The 14,772-nt window shown below is 44.0% G+C and carries 15 protein-coding genes and 1 pseudogene; 8 read left to right on the top strand and 8 right to left on the bottom strand.

Annotation, left to right across the window (positions count from 1 at the left end):
• Window positions 1-13 precede the first annotated feature (13 nt).
• The 3 genes from A3763_RS04295 to arfB all read right to left on the bottom strand — a co-directional run bounded on the left by A3763_RS04295 (window position 14) and on the right by arfB (window position 1,165).
• Complete coding sequence (locus A3763_RS04295; RefSeq protein ID WP_304438921.1) at window positions 14-340, bottom strand: hypothetical protein; 327 nt, start codon at window positions 338-340, stop codon at window positions 14-16.
• A 5-nt stretch (window positions 341-345) separates the two neighbouring features.
• Window positions 346-654, bottom strand: a complete 309-nt coding sequence (locus A3763_RS04290; protein WP_068506631.1) for a helix-turn-helix transcriptional regulator — start codon at window positions 652-654, stop codon at window positions 346-348.
• Between the two features lie 94 nt (window positions 655-748).
• A complete protein-coding gene (gene arfB, locus A3763_RS04285) occupies window positions 749-1,165 on the bottom strand; it encodes an alternative ribosome rescue aminoacyl-tRNA hydrolase ArfB (protein WP_068514252.1) in 417 nt (138 codons plus the stop codon).
• Between the two features lie 149 nt (window positions 1,166-1,314).
• Here arfB and A3763_RS04280 point away from each other — a divergent pair, with 149 nt between their 5' ends.
• Window positions 1,315-1,851: a hypothetical protein gene (locus A3763_RS04280; RefSeq protein WP_068514249.1), complete on the top strand. Its 537-nt coding sequence runs from the start codon at window positions 1,315-1,317 to the stop codon at window positions 1,849-1,851.
• On the opposite strand, the gene A3763_RS27310 is transcribed toward A3763_RS04280, so the two are convergent.
• Together A3763_RS27310 and yeiP are read right to left on the bottom strand one after the other, a co-directional pair.
• On the bottom strand, window positions 1,848-2,018 hold the full coding sequence (locus tag A3763_RS27310) for a hypothetical protein (RefSeq protein WP_156490659.1): 171 nt from the start codon (window positions 2,016-2,018) through the stop codon (window positions 1,848-1,850). The genes A3763_RS04280 and A3763_RS27310 overlap by 4 nt on opposite strands.
• A gap of 148 nt (window positions 2,019-2,166) precedes the next feature.
• Window positions 2,167-2,742: an elongation factor P-like protein YeiP gene (gene yeiP, locus A3763_RS04275; RefSeq protein WP_068514246.1), complete on the bottom strand. Its 576-nt coding sequence runs from the start codon at window positions 2,740-2,742 to the stop codon at window positions 2,167-2,169.
• A gap of 185 nt (window positions 2,743-2,927) precedes the next feature.
• Between yeiP and A3763_RS04270 the strand changes: the two genes are divergently transcribed.
• Window positions 2,928-3,281, top strand: coding sequence for a CidA/LrgA family protein (locus A3763_RS04270; RefSeq protein ID WP_068514244.1), 354 nt, complete (start codon window positions 2,928-2,930; stop codon window positions 3,279-3,281).
• Window positions 3,282-3,292: 11 nt separating this feature from the next.
• Window positions 3,293-3,994, top strand: a complete 702-nt coding sequence (locus A3763_RS04265) for an LrgB family protein (protein ID WP_068508010.1) — start codon at window positions 3,293-3,295, stop codon at window positions 3,992-3,994.
• Window positions 3,995-4,059: 65 nt separating this feature from the next.
• Here A3763_RS04265 and A3763_RS04260 read toward each other — a convergent pair whose 3' ends face one another.
• Window positions 4,060-4,416 carry a YibL family ribosome-associated protein gene (locus A3763_RS04260; protein WP_068554580.1) on the bottom strand — a complete coding sequence of 119 codons (357 nt, stop codon included), beginning with the start codon at window positions 4,414-4,416 and terminating at the stop codon, window positions 4,060-4,062.
• A gap of 322 nt (window positions 4,417-4,738) precedes the next feature.
• On the opposite strand from A3763_RS04260, the gene A3763_RS04255 reads away from it, so the two are divergent.
• On the top strand, window positions 4,739-6,274 hold the full coding sequence (locus A3763_RS04255) for a fatty acyl-CoA reductase (protein WP_068554578.1): 1,536 nt from the start codon (window positions 4,739-4,741) through the stop codon (window positions 6,272-6,274).
• A gap of 82 nt (window positions 6,275-6,356) precedes the next feature.
• Here A3763_RS04255 and A3763_RS04250 read toward each other — a convergent pair whose 3' ends face one another.
• Window positions 6,357-8,789: a hypothetical protein gene (locus A3763_RS04250; protein WP_068514238.1), complete on the bottom strand. Its 2,433-nt coding sequence runs from the start codon at window positions 8,787-8,789 to the stop codon at window positions 6,357-6,359.
• A 476-nt stretch (window positions 8,790-9,265) separates the two neighbouring features.
• On the opposite strand from A3763_RS04250, the gene A3763_RS04245 reads away from it, so the two are divergent.
• From A3763_RS04245 to A3763_RS04230, 4 genes are all read left to right on the top strand, one after another.
• Window positions 9,266-9,997, top strand: coding sequence for a PEP-CTERM sorting domain-containing protein (locus tag A3763_RS04245; RefSeq protein ID WP_068633021.1), 732 nt, complete (start codon window positions 9,266-9,268; stop codon window positions 9,995-9,997).
• Window positions 9,998-10,171: 174 nt separating this feature from the next.
• Complete coding sequence (locus tag A3763_RS04240; RefSeq protein ID WP_068508856.1) at window positions 10,172-11,104, top strand: class I SAM-dependent methyltransferase; 933 nt, start codon at window positions 10,172-10,174, stop codon at window positions 11,102-11,104.
• A gap of 20 nt (window positions 11,105-11,124) precedes the next feature.
• The gene (locus A3763_RS04235; protein ID WP_068514383.1) at window positions 11,125-12,252 is read left to right on the top strand and encodes a PQQ-dependent sugar dehydrogenase; all 1,128 of its coding nucleotides are present in this window, start codon (window positions 11,125-11,127) and stop codon (window positions 12,250-12,252) included.
• A 170-nt stretch (window positions 12,253-12,422) separates the two neighbouring features.
• Window positions 12,423-14,465 (top strand): VIT and VWA domain-containing protein, encoded by a 2,043-nt coding sequence (locus A3763_RS04230; protein WP_068514231.1) that lies wholly within the window; start codon window positions 12,423-12,425, stop codon window positions 14,463-14,465.
• Window positions 14,466-14,548: 83 nt separating this feature from the next.
• On the opposite strand, the pseudogene A3763_RS28100 reads toward A3763_RS04230, so the two are convergent.
• Window positions 14,549-14,772, bottom strand: a pseudogene (locus A3763_RS28100) (XRE family transcriptional regulator); the annotation flags it as partial.

The following is a 14,772-nucleotide window of genomic DNA, read 5'->3' as shown; positions in this document are numbered from 1 at the left end:
ATTCCGGCTAGATTCAACTCGCTTTTGAGTAGAAACTGTCACAGCAAGCTTTAGCAAATTTATTCTTGAGTCTAGCTTCAATGCCATCAACCAAGACTTTCTGTATTTCCTGATCACTTACTGTATTGATCTGCCGAATGGCTGAAGGGCTAGTAATATTAACCTCGGTAATATAACCACCAATAAAGTCGAGCCCAGCCAGAGCAATGCCTTCATTTAATAAGAAAGGGCGCATCGTATCGATTATATACTGCTCTCTGAGCGAAACCTCTCCAGCTTCGCAACGCGCACCCTGATGAATATTCGCCAGAAAATCACCTTGCTGTGGCAATCGATTCACCACACCTATAAACAGGACTTAGACTTCTCATCCGCCGAGCAACAATTTCTCATCAAAAAAGACATTAACTCTGTCATGTTGGCAAAGTTCGCTTTGCAGTATAAGTTTCTACTTTCCCTTTGCTGGCTAAGCAAAGCGCATTGCATCAGCTTGGAAATATGATGTGACAAGGTTGAAGCAGGTATACCCAACTTTTTCTGTATGTCGCCCACTGTCATACCACTCTGCCCCGCCTGGATCAGAGTCCGAAAGATTTCAAGGCGAGTAACATTACCCAAAGCTTCTAATTGTTTTGCTGCATTTTCGATATCCATAATAGGGAGCTTATAGATAAACTGCCTCCACCACAACCATACTTCCAGAATATTGGAAATATAAAATAGAAACCTGACTAAGACTTAAATAGGTTTAGTCTCTAACCCGACCGCGAAGCGCCTTGGTTCGACTGTGTTTGGTCTTACTATCCATGCGCTTTCGCTGAGAGTTTCGACTAGGTTTCGTTGGCCGCCGGGTTTTATGAACAACCGTTGCTGCTTGAATTAAAGCCACTAAACGAGCCAGCGCATCTTCACGATTCTTCTCTTGGGTACGAAACTGCTGCGCCTTGATCACTAAGACGCCCTCTTTGTTGATACGGCTATCCTTAAGGCCTAGCAGCCGCTCTTTATAAAAATCCGAAAGCGAAGATGCTTTGATATCAAAGCGCAAGTGAATGGCAGACGAAACTTTATTCACATTCTGACCACCCGCACCTTGAGAACGAATAGCAGAGAGCTGAAGCTCTTCATCAGGAATAGTGACGTAGTCGTTAATCTTAAGCGGCATGAGAAAGGTATTTAATGCATTGAATATACCGCTAACAGTAACTTATAACTCACGGGGATGACAGGAAAAAACACAAGTCTCACGTTCAGCTTTCATTCAGCTTACTTGTTTCACAATGTACAGATATTAATAAACAAGCAGGAGTATGTATGAAAAGCATAAACAAAGCGGCGGTACTGATAGCGATCACAATGCTGATTTCCGGCTGCCATATCACAAGCCAGCAAGGTTCTTATATACTGGAGATCGAGACCACACCCTATAGAGAAAGTGATAGCAGTTGGGCAAGGGCAACTGAAATCATCTTACGTCACCACCAACTTTATTACTCTCAACAAGATTTATTAGACTATCAGTATGTATATTTAGATACAGAGAGCACACCGACTATCGATGACATCAGTTGGCTCTTATGGGATTTGGGAGGTTTAGATAGCTATGTTAGCGGAACATTAAGCCTGATTGAAATAAGGTCTCAACTACGTCAAGGCAGCCCTGTCATGCTTCAATACGGACCGTATTATAGCGGGCACTACCTTGTGATCTATGGTTATGACGACCACGACAGGGTTTATATCCATGAACCTGGCTACGGCACCCGAGTGATACATTATACGGATTTATATTACCAACGCTTTCATGGTAAGGGGCACTACTGGGAGTCGAGCTTACTGATCGAGCCTTAGCTGGCGGCACTTATCCAGTCTAATTGTGCTTCACGAACAAATGCCTTTATCCACACAGCCTGAAAAGGAGACTTTTTAGGATAAGGGCAACTAGAAATACCTAAACCGGCCTTTGCCTTCTCTATCGCATGCTGCCGAACTGATTCTGCTGAGTTTGTACGAGCCATGACCACCCTCAATGTAAATATTTACATTAAGTAAAGACGCTAAGCTTCTATTTTTCAACAAATTATTTAATATTTTAGGCAGGCATTTTTACTTGCCTGCCTCACCTATCGGCATAAAGGCTTTATCTCAAACGCCGACGCGAAAAAATTATTTAGACTCTGCTCGCCCAGTAAACTTGCGCTCTTCAACATTGATCTTAATACGGTCACCAGTAGAAATGTGCTCTGGCACTTGTACCGTTAAACCCGTCGTTAAGATTGCAGGTTTGGTACGCGCGGTAGCCGAGCCACCTTTTAAAGCTGGGTCAGTTTCTACAATTTCCAGCTCAACAGTACTAGGTAACTCCAGTGCAACCGGAGCCTCGTTTACCATCACAACCAGCAAGCCTTGCGCATCTTCGGCCATAAACAATAACTCATCAGCGATGCTTTCTTTATCCAGACTATATGAAGAGTAGTCTTCGCTATCCATAAAAACGTATTCATCACCATCAGCATATGAAAAAGTTACCGGGCGGCGGTCCAAATCTGCAAGTGACAGCATATCGGAGTCTTTGAAAGTTTCATCAATCTTATGGTTTGTCGCCACATTGTACATACGCATACGATACAAACTTCCGCCTGCACGGCCTTGTGGAACAGAGCGCTCGATATCGCGAACAATATAAGCTTCACCATTCATTTCAACGGCAGCGTTCTTCTTAATTTCACTTGCTTTAGGCATTCGTTTTAACTCCTGAATATTGTTTTGGCGCTATTATAGTCGGGTAAACTTGGAATTGATAAGGTGAAGTAATAAAAGAGTTTCATATCTATCTCTATAAGCAACGTTATTTTGCATGATACACAAACTTAAATTTAATGACCCAATATGTGTAAAATAGCCGCCCCAACTCACAGGAAATATTAATGATCTTTGGTTTGCTAATTTTATGTGCGATAAGCATCTTCGCTTCATTAGTCACTGAACTGTTTAACATTCCGGTACCTGGTGCGATTCTAGGCCTGCTGTTATTGACCGGTATATGTGTATTACGGGGCAAAACAGGGGCCTCTTTAGACCGCTCCAGCCAAGTACTGACTATTCTGATTCCTTTGCTAATCATGCCTTCGTGTATTGGCATTATGGATCACTGGCACCTGATAAAAAAAGAATGGCTAGCGATTCTGATAGCAATTTCCAGCAGCGTTATCTTTACCCTAGTGACCACGCCTTGGCTGATCGAAAAGCTAGAAAAAAGCCAAGAACTTGAGGAGTCTTAGCGGTGGAACTAATGTCTGAATTTAAGCTCCCCTACTTCTTTGACCTGTCTATGATATTAACAACAGCAGCCGTTTACTGGGCAGTCAGAAGAATTTACCTTAAGTCAGGCCTTCACCCTTTATTGCAACCTGTACTCCTCGGTTCAGGGACCATGATCGCGCTGCTCTTAACACTGAATATTTCGTATCAAGATTACTTCGAATCAGTACAAATAATTCATTGGTTCCTGGCGCCCTCAATTGTTGCTTTAGCCATCCCCTTATTTTATGAAGGCCGCCATATGCGTTCAAAAATAAAGACTCTCATCGCCCTAATATGCTTGGGAGGTTTTTTGACGGTATTGCTTGCGGTAGGCGTTTTACTTTTGTTCAAAGCAAGTGACGAGTCAATTCTTGCCATGCTCACCAAGTCGGTCACCACAGCGGTTGCTGTGCTGGTTTCAGAAGAAACTGGCGCGGTCGCATCTTTAGCAGCTGGCTTTGTGATGATTACCGGCGTTTTTGGTGCAGTCATTGCACCGCTTGTGTTCAAACGCTTTAATATTACAAATGACGAGGAAAAAGGCCTTGCCCTAGGGCTCAGCGCACATGCCATTGGCACGGTTAAAGCTTTTGAAATTAGTTCCAAGTGCGGCGCTTATTCGATTCTTGCAATGATCGTCAATGGCATTTTTACCGCGATCTTACTGCCATTATGCTTCTGGTTGTTCTAGCAGCACACTCCTGGTTCATCGCTGAGATGGCACTCAGGAAATAACGACTCTTAAGACCTTGAAAATCAGAACGCTTTTCTAGCATACCCGGTTACTTCACTCACGCCCATCTCTCGACCGAGCGCCGTCAATGGATGCACGACTACAAGCCCTTTCACAGACTTCTTGAGTTTACCCATGTCTGCCTGCTCTTCTTTGAGAAGCGCTCGATGAAACTTCATTGCCTTAAGTTGAGCGCATTTACTACTTACGTCTGAAGCTTTTGCCTGCTTTAAAGCAGAAATCTGTTTATTGATAGACTCGATATCACGCTTTGTTTGCCCGACCAATACCTGATTAAAACGCTTCTCTGCGGCCACTAAGGTATTCCGTTTTTTGTCTAAGGTATTTTGTAGTGCTTGAAGGTCTTGCTTGAAACTCATGATAACTCCTGGCGCAAAGGGAACTACTGAATATTAGACGCAGTAGTCAAAGGGAGCGAGATTGTACAGTAATTAACCAAAGGATTCGATCACAATTCAAATAACCCGAGCCTCCAGCAATAACAACGAGCCAAAAACTAAAAATTAGTGCATATACTCTACTACTAAAAATTAATGTGATGAACATCTCGTACTGTGAAGTTACGCACCAAAAATGTTTATAGTTTGCCGTATCTTGCGGCACAACAAGCCCCATACGGGATATTGTGATTTACTCGGGTATAAGGCTTTCAGATTAACTCAGGTGCTAGGCAGGTATGCGATGACTCAAGAATCTTCAATGGTAAAAGAGACCCTCAAAGGGAAAAATATTTTAATCACAGGGTGTACCGGGTTTCTCGGCAAAGTTGTACTCGAAAAAATTATTCGATCCACTCCCGATGTTGCCAGTATTCATTTACTCATTCGCGGCAACGCACGATACAATTCAGCTCAGGAACGTCTTGAGCAAGAAGTACTTAGCTCTTCAGTCTTTGGACACTTAAAGAGCCTAGATGAACAGGCATTCAAGAACTTTTGTCTGACAAAACTTAACATCGTCAGCGGCCAACTAACAGATAAGCTATTCGGCTTAGACGAAGATAGTTTTGATGAACTTGCTTCAAAAATCGACGTCATCGTAAACTCTGCTGCGAGTGTCGACTTTAGAGAACCGCTAGACAAGGCTCTAGCAATCAACACCTTAAGCTTAAAGAATATTATCGAATTATCGCAGCGTGGAGAAGGAACACCCGTTGTACAGGTTTCGACATGCTATGTTCATGGCTTAAACAAAGGTGAGATTTACGAAGAGACAACAGGGCCATATAAACGAAAAGTCCCACGCAATGCACAAGGTCACTATCTAGTCGAAGGTTTAATCCATTCACTACAAGACAGAATCGCACGCGCATTTTTGCCCTCAAGCACGAAAGAAGAACAAAAGAACGCCTTGGTTGACCTGGGGATCGAGCAAGCCCATCGCTACGGCTGGAATGACACTTATACCTTCACAAAGTGGCTTGGCGAGCAGCTACTAATAGAGAAACTAGATACGAGCTCTCTTGTCATACTTAGACCTTCAATTATCGAAAGTACACTTCGTGCGCCAGTACCTGGGTGGATTGAAGGCATAAAAGTTGCCGATGCCATTGTATTTGCCTACGCTCGTGGAAAAATCTCTTACTTCCCTGCTGACCCGCATGCAGCAATGGACATTATTCCCGCAGACTTAGTCGCTAATAGCGTTATTCTGTCCATGACCAAAGCACTGAAGTCACCCGGCGAAACAAACATTTACCAATGCTGCAGCAGCTCATCTAACCCGGTGACAGTTGCTGAACTAAAGCGCGCAATGGTTGATGAAGCCCAATCAAACTACAAGGCCTACCCAAAGCTGTTTAAGGCTAAAAAGCCTTCGAAAGAATTTACCTTTGTCTCTAAGTCTGTCTTTGAAGCATCGATGAAAGCAGCTCAAGTGCCGCTGGATATATTGCAAGACGTTCGATCAAAAATCGGCTTTAAAAAACGCAAAAACCGCATGCACAAGAATATAGATACAGCCTTAACCTTGTCGACCACGTTTTCTTTTTATGGTTTTCCCAAATACCGCTTTCATAATGGCAAGCTACTAGCCTTAGCTGAAGAGCTAGGCGAAAAGTCTGACGGAGAGTTCCCTGTCGATGCCAAGCTAATTAACTGGTATCGATATTTTGGTAAAACCCATTTAGCCGGCATTGAAAAATATGCGATAAACGAAGTTGCGAAAAATGCACTGGTTAAGCAGGTGAAGACCAAAGAATTGTCCGTTACTGACTAATAGATAAACTGAGCCTTTAGCCAGCCCCGATTGAACATTCCCTTAGTCTAATCGGGGCTGGCCTTTGTCTACTCGCTCAAGCTTACAGCGTCATAATGTACTGAACCAAATCTGAAACCTCCTCAGTATTCGATGTACACCATGGGTGTGGTGTCGCTGGTAAACCAACCGGGCCAGGTGTCCCCATTTCATCTACACCAAATTCACGACGCATCTTCTGGTAATCCCAGTAGTAGTGGTCGTCATCCCAAGACACTTCACTAAAGTATTTGTGCTTTTCGATAAAGCGGTTGCGCTTGTAACCTCGATCCAACCTGGTAATGTAGTCCGACTTGGGCACCCTGAATACATCGCCTCTGCGATTTAAGTCCGGTGTAGTAATCGGCTGATCGACAGAGCCGGGCGCAGGTCGAACCGGTGCATGCAAGGTGTAATATTGTTGGTACATTTCAGAGTTGCTATCACAACGAGCTGGAGATACCAGATCACTCATATTTCTCACGTGACCGTCAGATAGCAAGCCACGATTCTGCACCCAGTACATATCACGTAAGAATGTCGCGCGAATCGACTCGACCTCTTTTTGGTAAATCGTTGGAGAGAAAAATCTGCCAACTTCATCCAAACGCAACATCTTTTCATTTGTGTTGGCACCGACGCCATCATTGTGGCAGCTGCCGCAATCGCGATCGAAGGTCTCTTTACCTCTTGCTATCGCTGCAGAAACTTTTGGATAGGACTGCCAGCCCTGGCTAATAAACTGTCCTTCTTGCAATGCTGGTATTTCGCGCGTTTTCGTTACCTCTTTATCTGGTTGAGGTATCTTAATACCAAACCAGCCCCGCTTAGGCGGCTGCGGTACCATCTCGGTATAGGTCTCTATGACTGTACCGGTTTCTGTTTGGTCGACAAGTAAACCCTTCTGCTTCAACCAGCGATACATACCAATTTCACGTAGTAAGTCATCGTCCTCATCAAGCTGGGTCATGTACGCGGTTAAGGCTTGTAAAGGCGCTTTTCTCATTGCCCCTTGCGCACCGTCCGGCTCTTCTGCATGCACATAAGAACCTTCAAAACCGACATAGGATTCGGTATGCGACAGAGAACGTCGAATCGACATATAGTTGGTCACATTTGGAATTGCGATCGGTGAAAACTGATAATCATTATCGGTATGGCTGCCCTCTCCTTTGATTCTAACCAAGTTATGCTCACCGGCACCGGCAGGCATATGATAGATCAACATATCTTTGGCAACTTTTTCTTCTTCCGGTGCCCAGTCTGGCCCTGGCTCCTTCTCATAAATGCCCTTGAAGGTTTTTAGCGGCGTCTGTAAAACTGTCCACTTCATGGTCCATTCAGGGTTAGGCAAGCCAGGGAAAACCTTTGTTTCATCTTCGCCATTGACGTTTTGGTAAGTGATTTGATAACCGTGGCACGACGCACAGTTGAAACCGGCAAATTCACCCGGCCCTGTATAAGGGTGATTACCTTCTGCATAGCGATATCCTACCCAACCTGTATCTTTTGTATTGCCTTCAAGCTTGGCAGAACCCAAGGTGAGGAAGCCGGGGATCGGGGTTGGCATTGGGTAAGGATCAAAGTAAACATCATCCATCGCTTCATTCGGCACTTGCCCTCTGACCGTTTTATAGGCGCCAAACAACTCTCTCGGGTCAGCATAGCCTCCTTTAACCGGGTCAAACGAACGATAGTTAAAGATCGCCTTCCAATCCAGGTTTCGTACCGCATGTGCGACACCAATATTGTAGTCGTACGACCAGAATATCTTTCGACCTTCTGTCACCAAATCAGAGAAGTTCGGGTTATTAACATCTATATCAATCGGCGTGCTGGCAACGGCATCACTCAGCTGTGACACAACGTCACATTCATGCTGAAACGTATCGCTGATAATACGAGAGGTCTGTGCATCAATAACGGTATGTGGAGAACCTGGGTGTAGCAAGGACTCATTATAACCCGTTCGTTTTTGTACCTGCACAATCAAGGGACCGCTGCTAGCATGGTCAGGTACCCTGAATACAATACGGTCATCTTGCCAGCTAATAACGTTTTTATCCCATGCATCAACTTGCTGCTCTGTTTCGTAATTAACCTGATCTGACACAGCAAGCTTCTGATCAAACATACGTAAATCAGTTTCAAGAATACGGGTATTACCCAGCATGATTTTGCTAAAATCTATATCCACACCTGCACCGAAGTTTGAGCCGATTAGCGTGACAATATCGCCAGGTACAAGTACCGGGCTTTGAGTCCCCATACGAGTCCAGACAAGCTCATCACCCACCTTTATCATATCTATGAACGGCGTATTCAAGGCCTGAGACGCTGACTCGGCGCGTAAGGCTTCTCTCGCTAAATCACTGGCACAAACTTCTTCTTGGTGAGGAAATTCACCCGGTAAGCCTGAAAGGTCAATCGTAGCATTGGCAATGCTTGCGGATGCGGCCACAAGCACGGTGATGGTTTTCTTAACTAAACCCGGCATGGTTATCCCCTTGGATATCTTAATATATTTATTTTTATAGCCCAAAGAACACAATGTTTTACAGCTACCTTAGACTAAATAAGGGTGCAATTGAGCACTCACATTCTAAACTAGCCATTTCAACATTCCCCCCTCCCCAAGCAGGGGGAATAAACAAAGCACTTGAGAATTGAATATTTTATTCTGCAATTACAAATACTTAGAAATATAACGCTATATTCTACCAATCGACTCGATTCGTTAATACGTGAACCAATTCAAATTTTAATAGCGGGCCAGCCTCATTATGAATAGCCACTTTTTACCAACTTTTATGACAAATAGTGTCGAAGAGTTTTACACGTTCTGAAACCTACCTTTATAGCCTTGCGGACAAGTTACTGTAATAACTAAAGTTACAGAATCTGGTCTATTTCCTGCGTATTTTTTGATCAATAACTCACAATAAAACCAACACAATAGGAAGGAAACAGACAATGAAAAACATTATTTGGCATTTGTGTACAGCTGTCGTTCTATCCTTGTCTTCTTCAATTGCTTCGGCTGCAGTATTGGATATTGACTTTAATGGCTCTCAGTTCTTGCTAGGTACTTTCGACAGTGCAGAAACAGGCACTGATTTCTACAACTATGGTAGCCCTTGGGCAGCATCAGCGAACCCGGTTTACCCTGGAACCACAACCCCCATCCCCTTAGAAGCTGACGCCTTGCAGATATTTTCTCATGTGAATACGCTTACCAATGAATTGAGCTTTGGGGTAATTCTTGAAAGACCAAATGGAAGTGGAGGCGGCTCTTTTAATGCCAGCATTGACTTTTCTACACCCGCAGCACTGGCATTCTTAGATGACCCAAATGAAGGAGGTAATAGTGCACTGGGTACAACTAGCTCTATCAATATTGATTTGGATTGGGTGAATTGCTGTACCGATGGCTTTGTCATCATCGGCTTCGACCCTGAAGACTTATTTATCGACCTGTACAATGTGACCGGTAGCGACTTGGACAGAGCAATATTTCTAAGTCCTGATGGCCAGAATACGCAGTTTGCTTTTCCCGATGACGTATTCTCAATCAGCATAGGTTCCTGTGACCCACAAACCGACCCCAATCAATGCGTGATTAGCGTATCTGAGCCCTCAACGTTTGCCCTACTAGCGTTTGGTTTATTTGGCATAGGTTTAATGAGGCGGCGCAGTATTGCTTAACGACTTCTTTTTCCATACAACCTATAAGGTATTCGCCTTATAGGTTCTCTTACTCTCTCTTTATGATTTAATTAACTGCTCTTCTTTCGCGGCCAAAATCATAAAAATAGATCTACCATCATTTCTTTTATAGAATCCCCTGAACAATCACTGAGCCGGACCAAAATTTCTGCAATGACTACTGTACAGAACCTCCTAAAGCAAGAACTAGGTGAAAACCTTAGACAATCGCCTGAACAGGTTTGCCGAGTATTCCATGGCAGAGGTCGGTTTTTTCCCTCATTTGAGAACCTCAATATTGAGTGGTATCCACCCGTTTTATTTGTCCAATGCTATGAAGGTGAGCTAAGCAACAATGAGCTTTCCGTCATTAAGGAGATCTTTGAAGAGCATGAGTTTATTCAAAGCGTATTGCTCCAATCCCGGCCTTGGCCCGATGTGGAAAATGAGGTTTTGTTTACACGAACTAGCAATAAGCCTGAACTGCCTTTGGAGTTTAATGCAGCACTTGATAAGGATCTTTTGTGTAAGGTTAGTTTAGGCGAAAACCGCAACACAGGCGTGTTTCCAGACATGCGAAGTGGCTGGCATTGGCTTGCTGAACACGCCGAAAACAAACGTGTTCTAAACCTTTTTTCTTATACCTCGGTATTTTCTTTGTTTGCTTTGAAAGGTGGCGCAAAGAAAGTAGTTAATATTGATATGTGCGGTAGCGCCACCAAAACCGCACAATTAAATCATCAGATAAATAATCTACTGGATGAAAGAGTATCGATTTGGAAAAAGAACATTCTTAAGTCAAACAGCCAAATTGCCAAGCAGTCAAAGTTCGACATAATCATTCTCGACCCGCCGCCTTTTCATAAAGGCTCCTTTCGAGGCTGGCCTGACTATCAGAAACTACTACGTCGCTGCACCAAATACTTAAAGGATGGCGGAGTTATCTTAGCGGCCCTAAACAATCAACAAGTAACCTTTTCAGAATTTGAACGCGACATACGAGAGACGATAGAGGATGTAAGATCTATCACGCCTTTAGCGCTTAGTGATGAAATAAAAGAACTGGAGCCTGATAAGGGGTTAAAACTTGCCTTGATTGAATGCTGAAGCTATTGGAGTTCCCTAAAATGTACAATTTCATTGCATGTATTAGTCTTGCGTTCTTCATAAGCTTTGCCAGCCCAAGCTTTTCCCGCACTATCCTTGAAGGGCAAAGTGGCCAGATTCACTTCATTTTGGAAGAACTATACTCAGGCTTAAATATTCCTTGGGGACTGGCTTTTCTGGATGCCAACACTCTATTAATTACCGAACGACGTGGCCGGCTTTATAGTTTGGATATTCAAACAAAGCAGCTCACAACTATCCAAGGGCTTAAGAACGTGCTTGCCAAAGGCCAAGGTGGCCTTCTTGATATTGCCATAAGCCCAACATTCAGCTCATCAAAGAATATTTATCTTAGTTATAGCAAAAGACATGATGGAAAGGGAACGACAGCCCTTGCCAGCGCCCAACTCACAGAGAATCAGCAGCTAAGGCATTGGCGTGAGCTATTCGTAGCGAAAGGCGATAGCGATACCTTCCGACACTTTGGTAGCCGTATTGCCTTTGACAATCAGGGGCACATATTTTTCAGCGTCGGTGACCGAGGCAAACGGGAAGACGCGCAAAACCTAAGCAATCATGCCGGAAGCATCATTCGATTAAATTTAGACGGCACGGTTCCTAAAGATAACCCTTTCACTCAACTAGCCCGCGCCCTACCCGAAATATGGTCTTACGGGCACCGAAACCCACAAGGTTTAGCTTTTACTCCCGACAAGTCTGTTTTATGGTCTATCGAGCATGGACCAAGAGGTGGTGACGAAATAAACCTGATTAAACCAGGCAAAAATTATGGCTGGCCCATCATTTCCTATGGCAAGGAATACTGGGGGCCAATTTCTGTGGGTGAAAGCACTCATAAAGAAGGCATGGAGCAACCCGTTAAATATTATGTTCCCTCCATTGCGCCAGGGAGTCTGATCGTTTATTCAGGCAAAGCCTTCAAGGAATGGAAAGGGGACCTCTTTTCAGGTGCACTAAAGATGACACACCTAAACCGAGTATCGCTCAACAAGCAGTATCAGGCTATCGCTGAAGAACGATTACTTGAAAGCCTGGGCGAACGCATTCGAGCAGTTGTCGAAAGTCCTGAAGGCTGGATTTACCTTTCCACCGACAGTGGACGCATTTTGCGTTTGCGTGATAAATAGTTTTGAGTGACTACAACAAAACAATCCTTGTATAAAAATATGGAAAAGTATCGTTATCTAATACCCTCAGGCTCTTGCTATTAGACTTAGTCGTTTTTTATTGAGTATCCGTTCATCACCATCTAGTTTTGCTTTCGCTTGTTGCCACAAACCAACAAATGGAGAGCATTATGAACAGACAACCAAACTTCTTAGAATTGATAAGCTTTACCCTATTATTCGCATTTAGCATGATGTCGCAGGCCGCTGGACTCATGTCACCCGCAAACGGTCAGCTACCAGCGTTGGAAATAAAACAACACCATGTAGATGTCACTATCGAGGATGGCTATGCCATTACTTCAGTAACACAATTATTTTTCAACCCGAATGACACCACGCTAGAAGCAATCTACTCCTTCCCCATTCCAGAAAAAGCAGCGGTAGGAGAGTTCACCTATTGGATAGACGGTAAAGCTGTGACTGGCGAGGTGCTTGAGAAAAAACAAGCTCGCGAGATTTATGAGCAAGAAAAAGCACAAGGCAGAGAAACCGCCTTAACAGAACAGGATGAGTATAAATCTTTTGATAGTGCCGTTTACCCGGTTTTGCCAAAGCAAGATGTCAAAATCCGATTAGTCTACATTCAAGCTGTCCATTCAGACCATGGCATTGGCAGTTATGTCTACCCACTTGAAGATGGTGGCGTCGATGAAGAAAAGTTGGCCTTTTGGAGCTACAACGAAGTGGTAACCGAAGCATTCAGCTTCAAGATGAATATAAGATCCTCTTACCCTATTGACGATGTCCGTCTTCCGAAACATCCGCAGGCAATTGTCACCTCAAACACGAATCAGGCATGGCATATATCCATGATGAATGGGCAGGCCGCACAAAACGAAGAAGACTCAAACCCAATCACAGCAAAGCAATCAATCACTAAACTCGATCAAGATATCGTGGTCTACTGGAGACATCAACAAGGCCTGCCAGGCTCGATTGATATGGTCACACACAAAGAACCCGGAAAAGACAAAGGAACCTTTATGATGACCATCACCCCGGGGGATGACTTAAGTAAAATCAACTTGGGGCGAGATTGGATCTTTGTACTGGACTACTCAGGCTCAATGCAGGGAAAATACCACAGCCTTATCGAAGGCGTTAACAAAGGGCTTTCCAAGCTAAATCCAAATGACCGTTTTCGCATCATCCTATTTAACAACAATGCAAGTGAGATCACACAAGGTTACACCCCTGCGACAGCCGAGAATGTATCAAGATATACACAATCACTTGAATCGACGACCCCTAATGGCGGCACAAATTTATACGACGGCCTGAAAAAAGGCATCAAAGGTCTCGATTCTGATCGCGCGAGTGCCATCATCTTAGTCACCGATGGCGTTGCTAATATCGGCACCACGGAGAAAAAATCCTTTCTAAGCTTACTCGAACAATATGATGTACGACTCTTTACCTTTGTGATGGGCAACAGTGCTAATAGACCACTACTCGATAGCATGACAAAAATTTCTAACGGCTTCGCAATGAGTGTATCCAATAGTGATGACATCGTTGGCAAGCTAATGATCGCTACCGAAAAACTAACTCACGAAGCCTTTCATGATGTCGAAGTTGATATTGACGGCGTTAAGGTTAAAAACCTTACACCCGCCCGTATCGGTTCTGTGTACCGAGGTCAGCAGCTTATCTTGTTCGGACATTACTGGGGAAATGGTAAAGCAACGGTTGAAATCAAAGGCAAAATGTCAGGCCAACAACAAACCTACACAACGTCTTTTGACTTCCCAAAACAAAGTGAACTCAACCCTGAGATAGAAAGGTTATGGGCGTTCGCGAGCATTGAAGCATTGCAGAATAAAATTGACTATCTAGGCGAAGATGCAGATGCCAAACAAGCCATCATCGACATTGCCAAACAATATGGTTTAGTCACCGACTACACTTCGATGATTGTTGTGAGAGAAGAGGTATTCAAGCAGCTTAACATTTCAAGAGATAACGCCAAACGCGTAAAGAAAGAATTGCAGGCTAAACAACAACGCGCAAGCCAGCCGGTAAGAGACCATCGTAAAGATGCCCATCAACCAGCTTTCAACAACACCCGCGCTTACCCGAGCTCTGGTGGAGGCTCATCTAGCCCCTGGATGATGTTATTGCTGCTCATCGCGGCGGTGTTATCACGAAAGCTTCAATCAAAGCGTTCATAAAACACCCTAAAAAACGAAACCAATGCTGATCTATGAACTCGGTTTTCATAGATCAGCCCACACCTCAAACTACCCCATCAATACTAAAACTTTCGCAGATCCTTTTTTCTGCGCATCTTCTCAAAAGCCAAAGGCTCCCATCGACGCATACCTGTGACAACACTAGTACCGAATCGCTCTTTAACAGGCAACTTTTCATCCTCTACATGTAAGCGATGAAATTCCTCTGCAAGTTGATCCAACTTTCTCTGAAAGATCAGGTTAGAGGCTTTAGAGAGCATCCCCACCACAAACTGTCGTTTGTCAC

Source organism: Oleiphilus sp. HI0128, assembly GCF_001635365.1.
The sequence above is the reverse complement of the archived record's forward strand: the minus strand, read 5'-3'. Positions and strand labels throughout refer to the sequence as shown.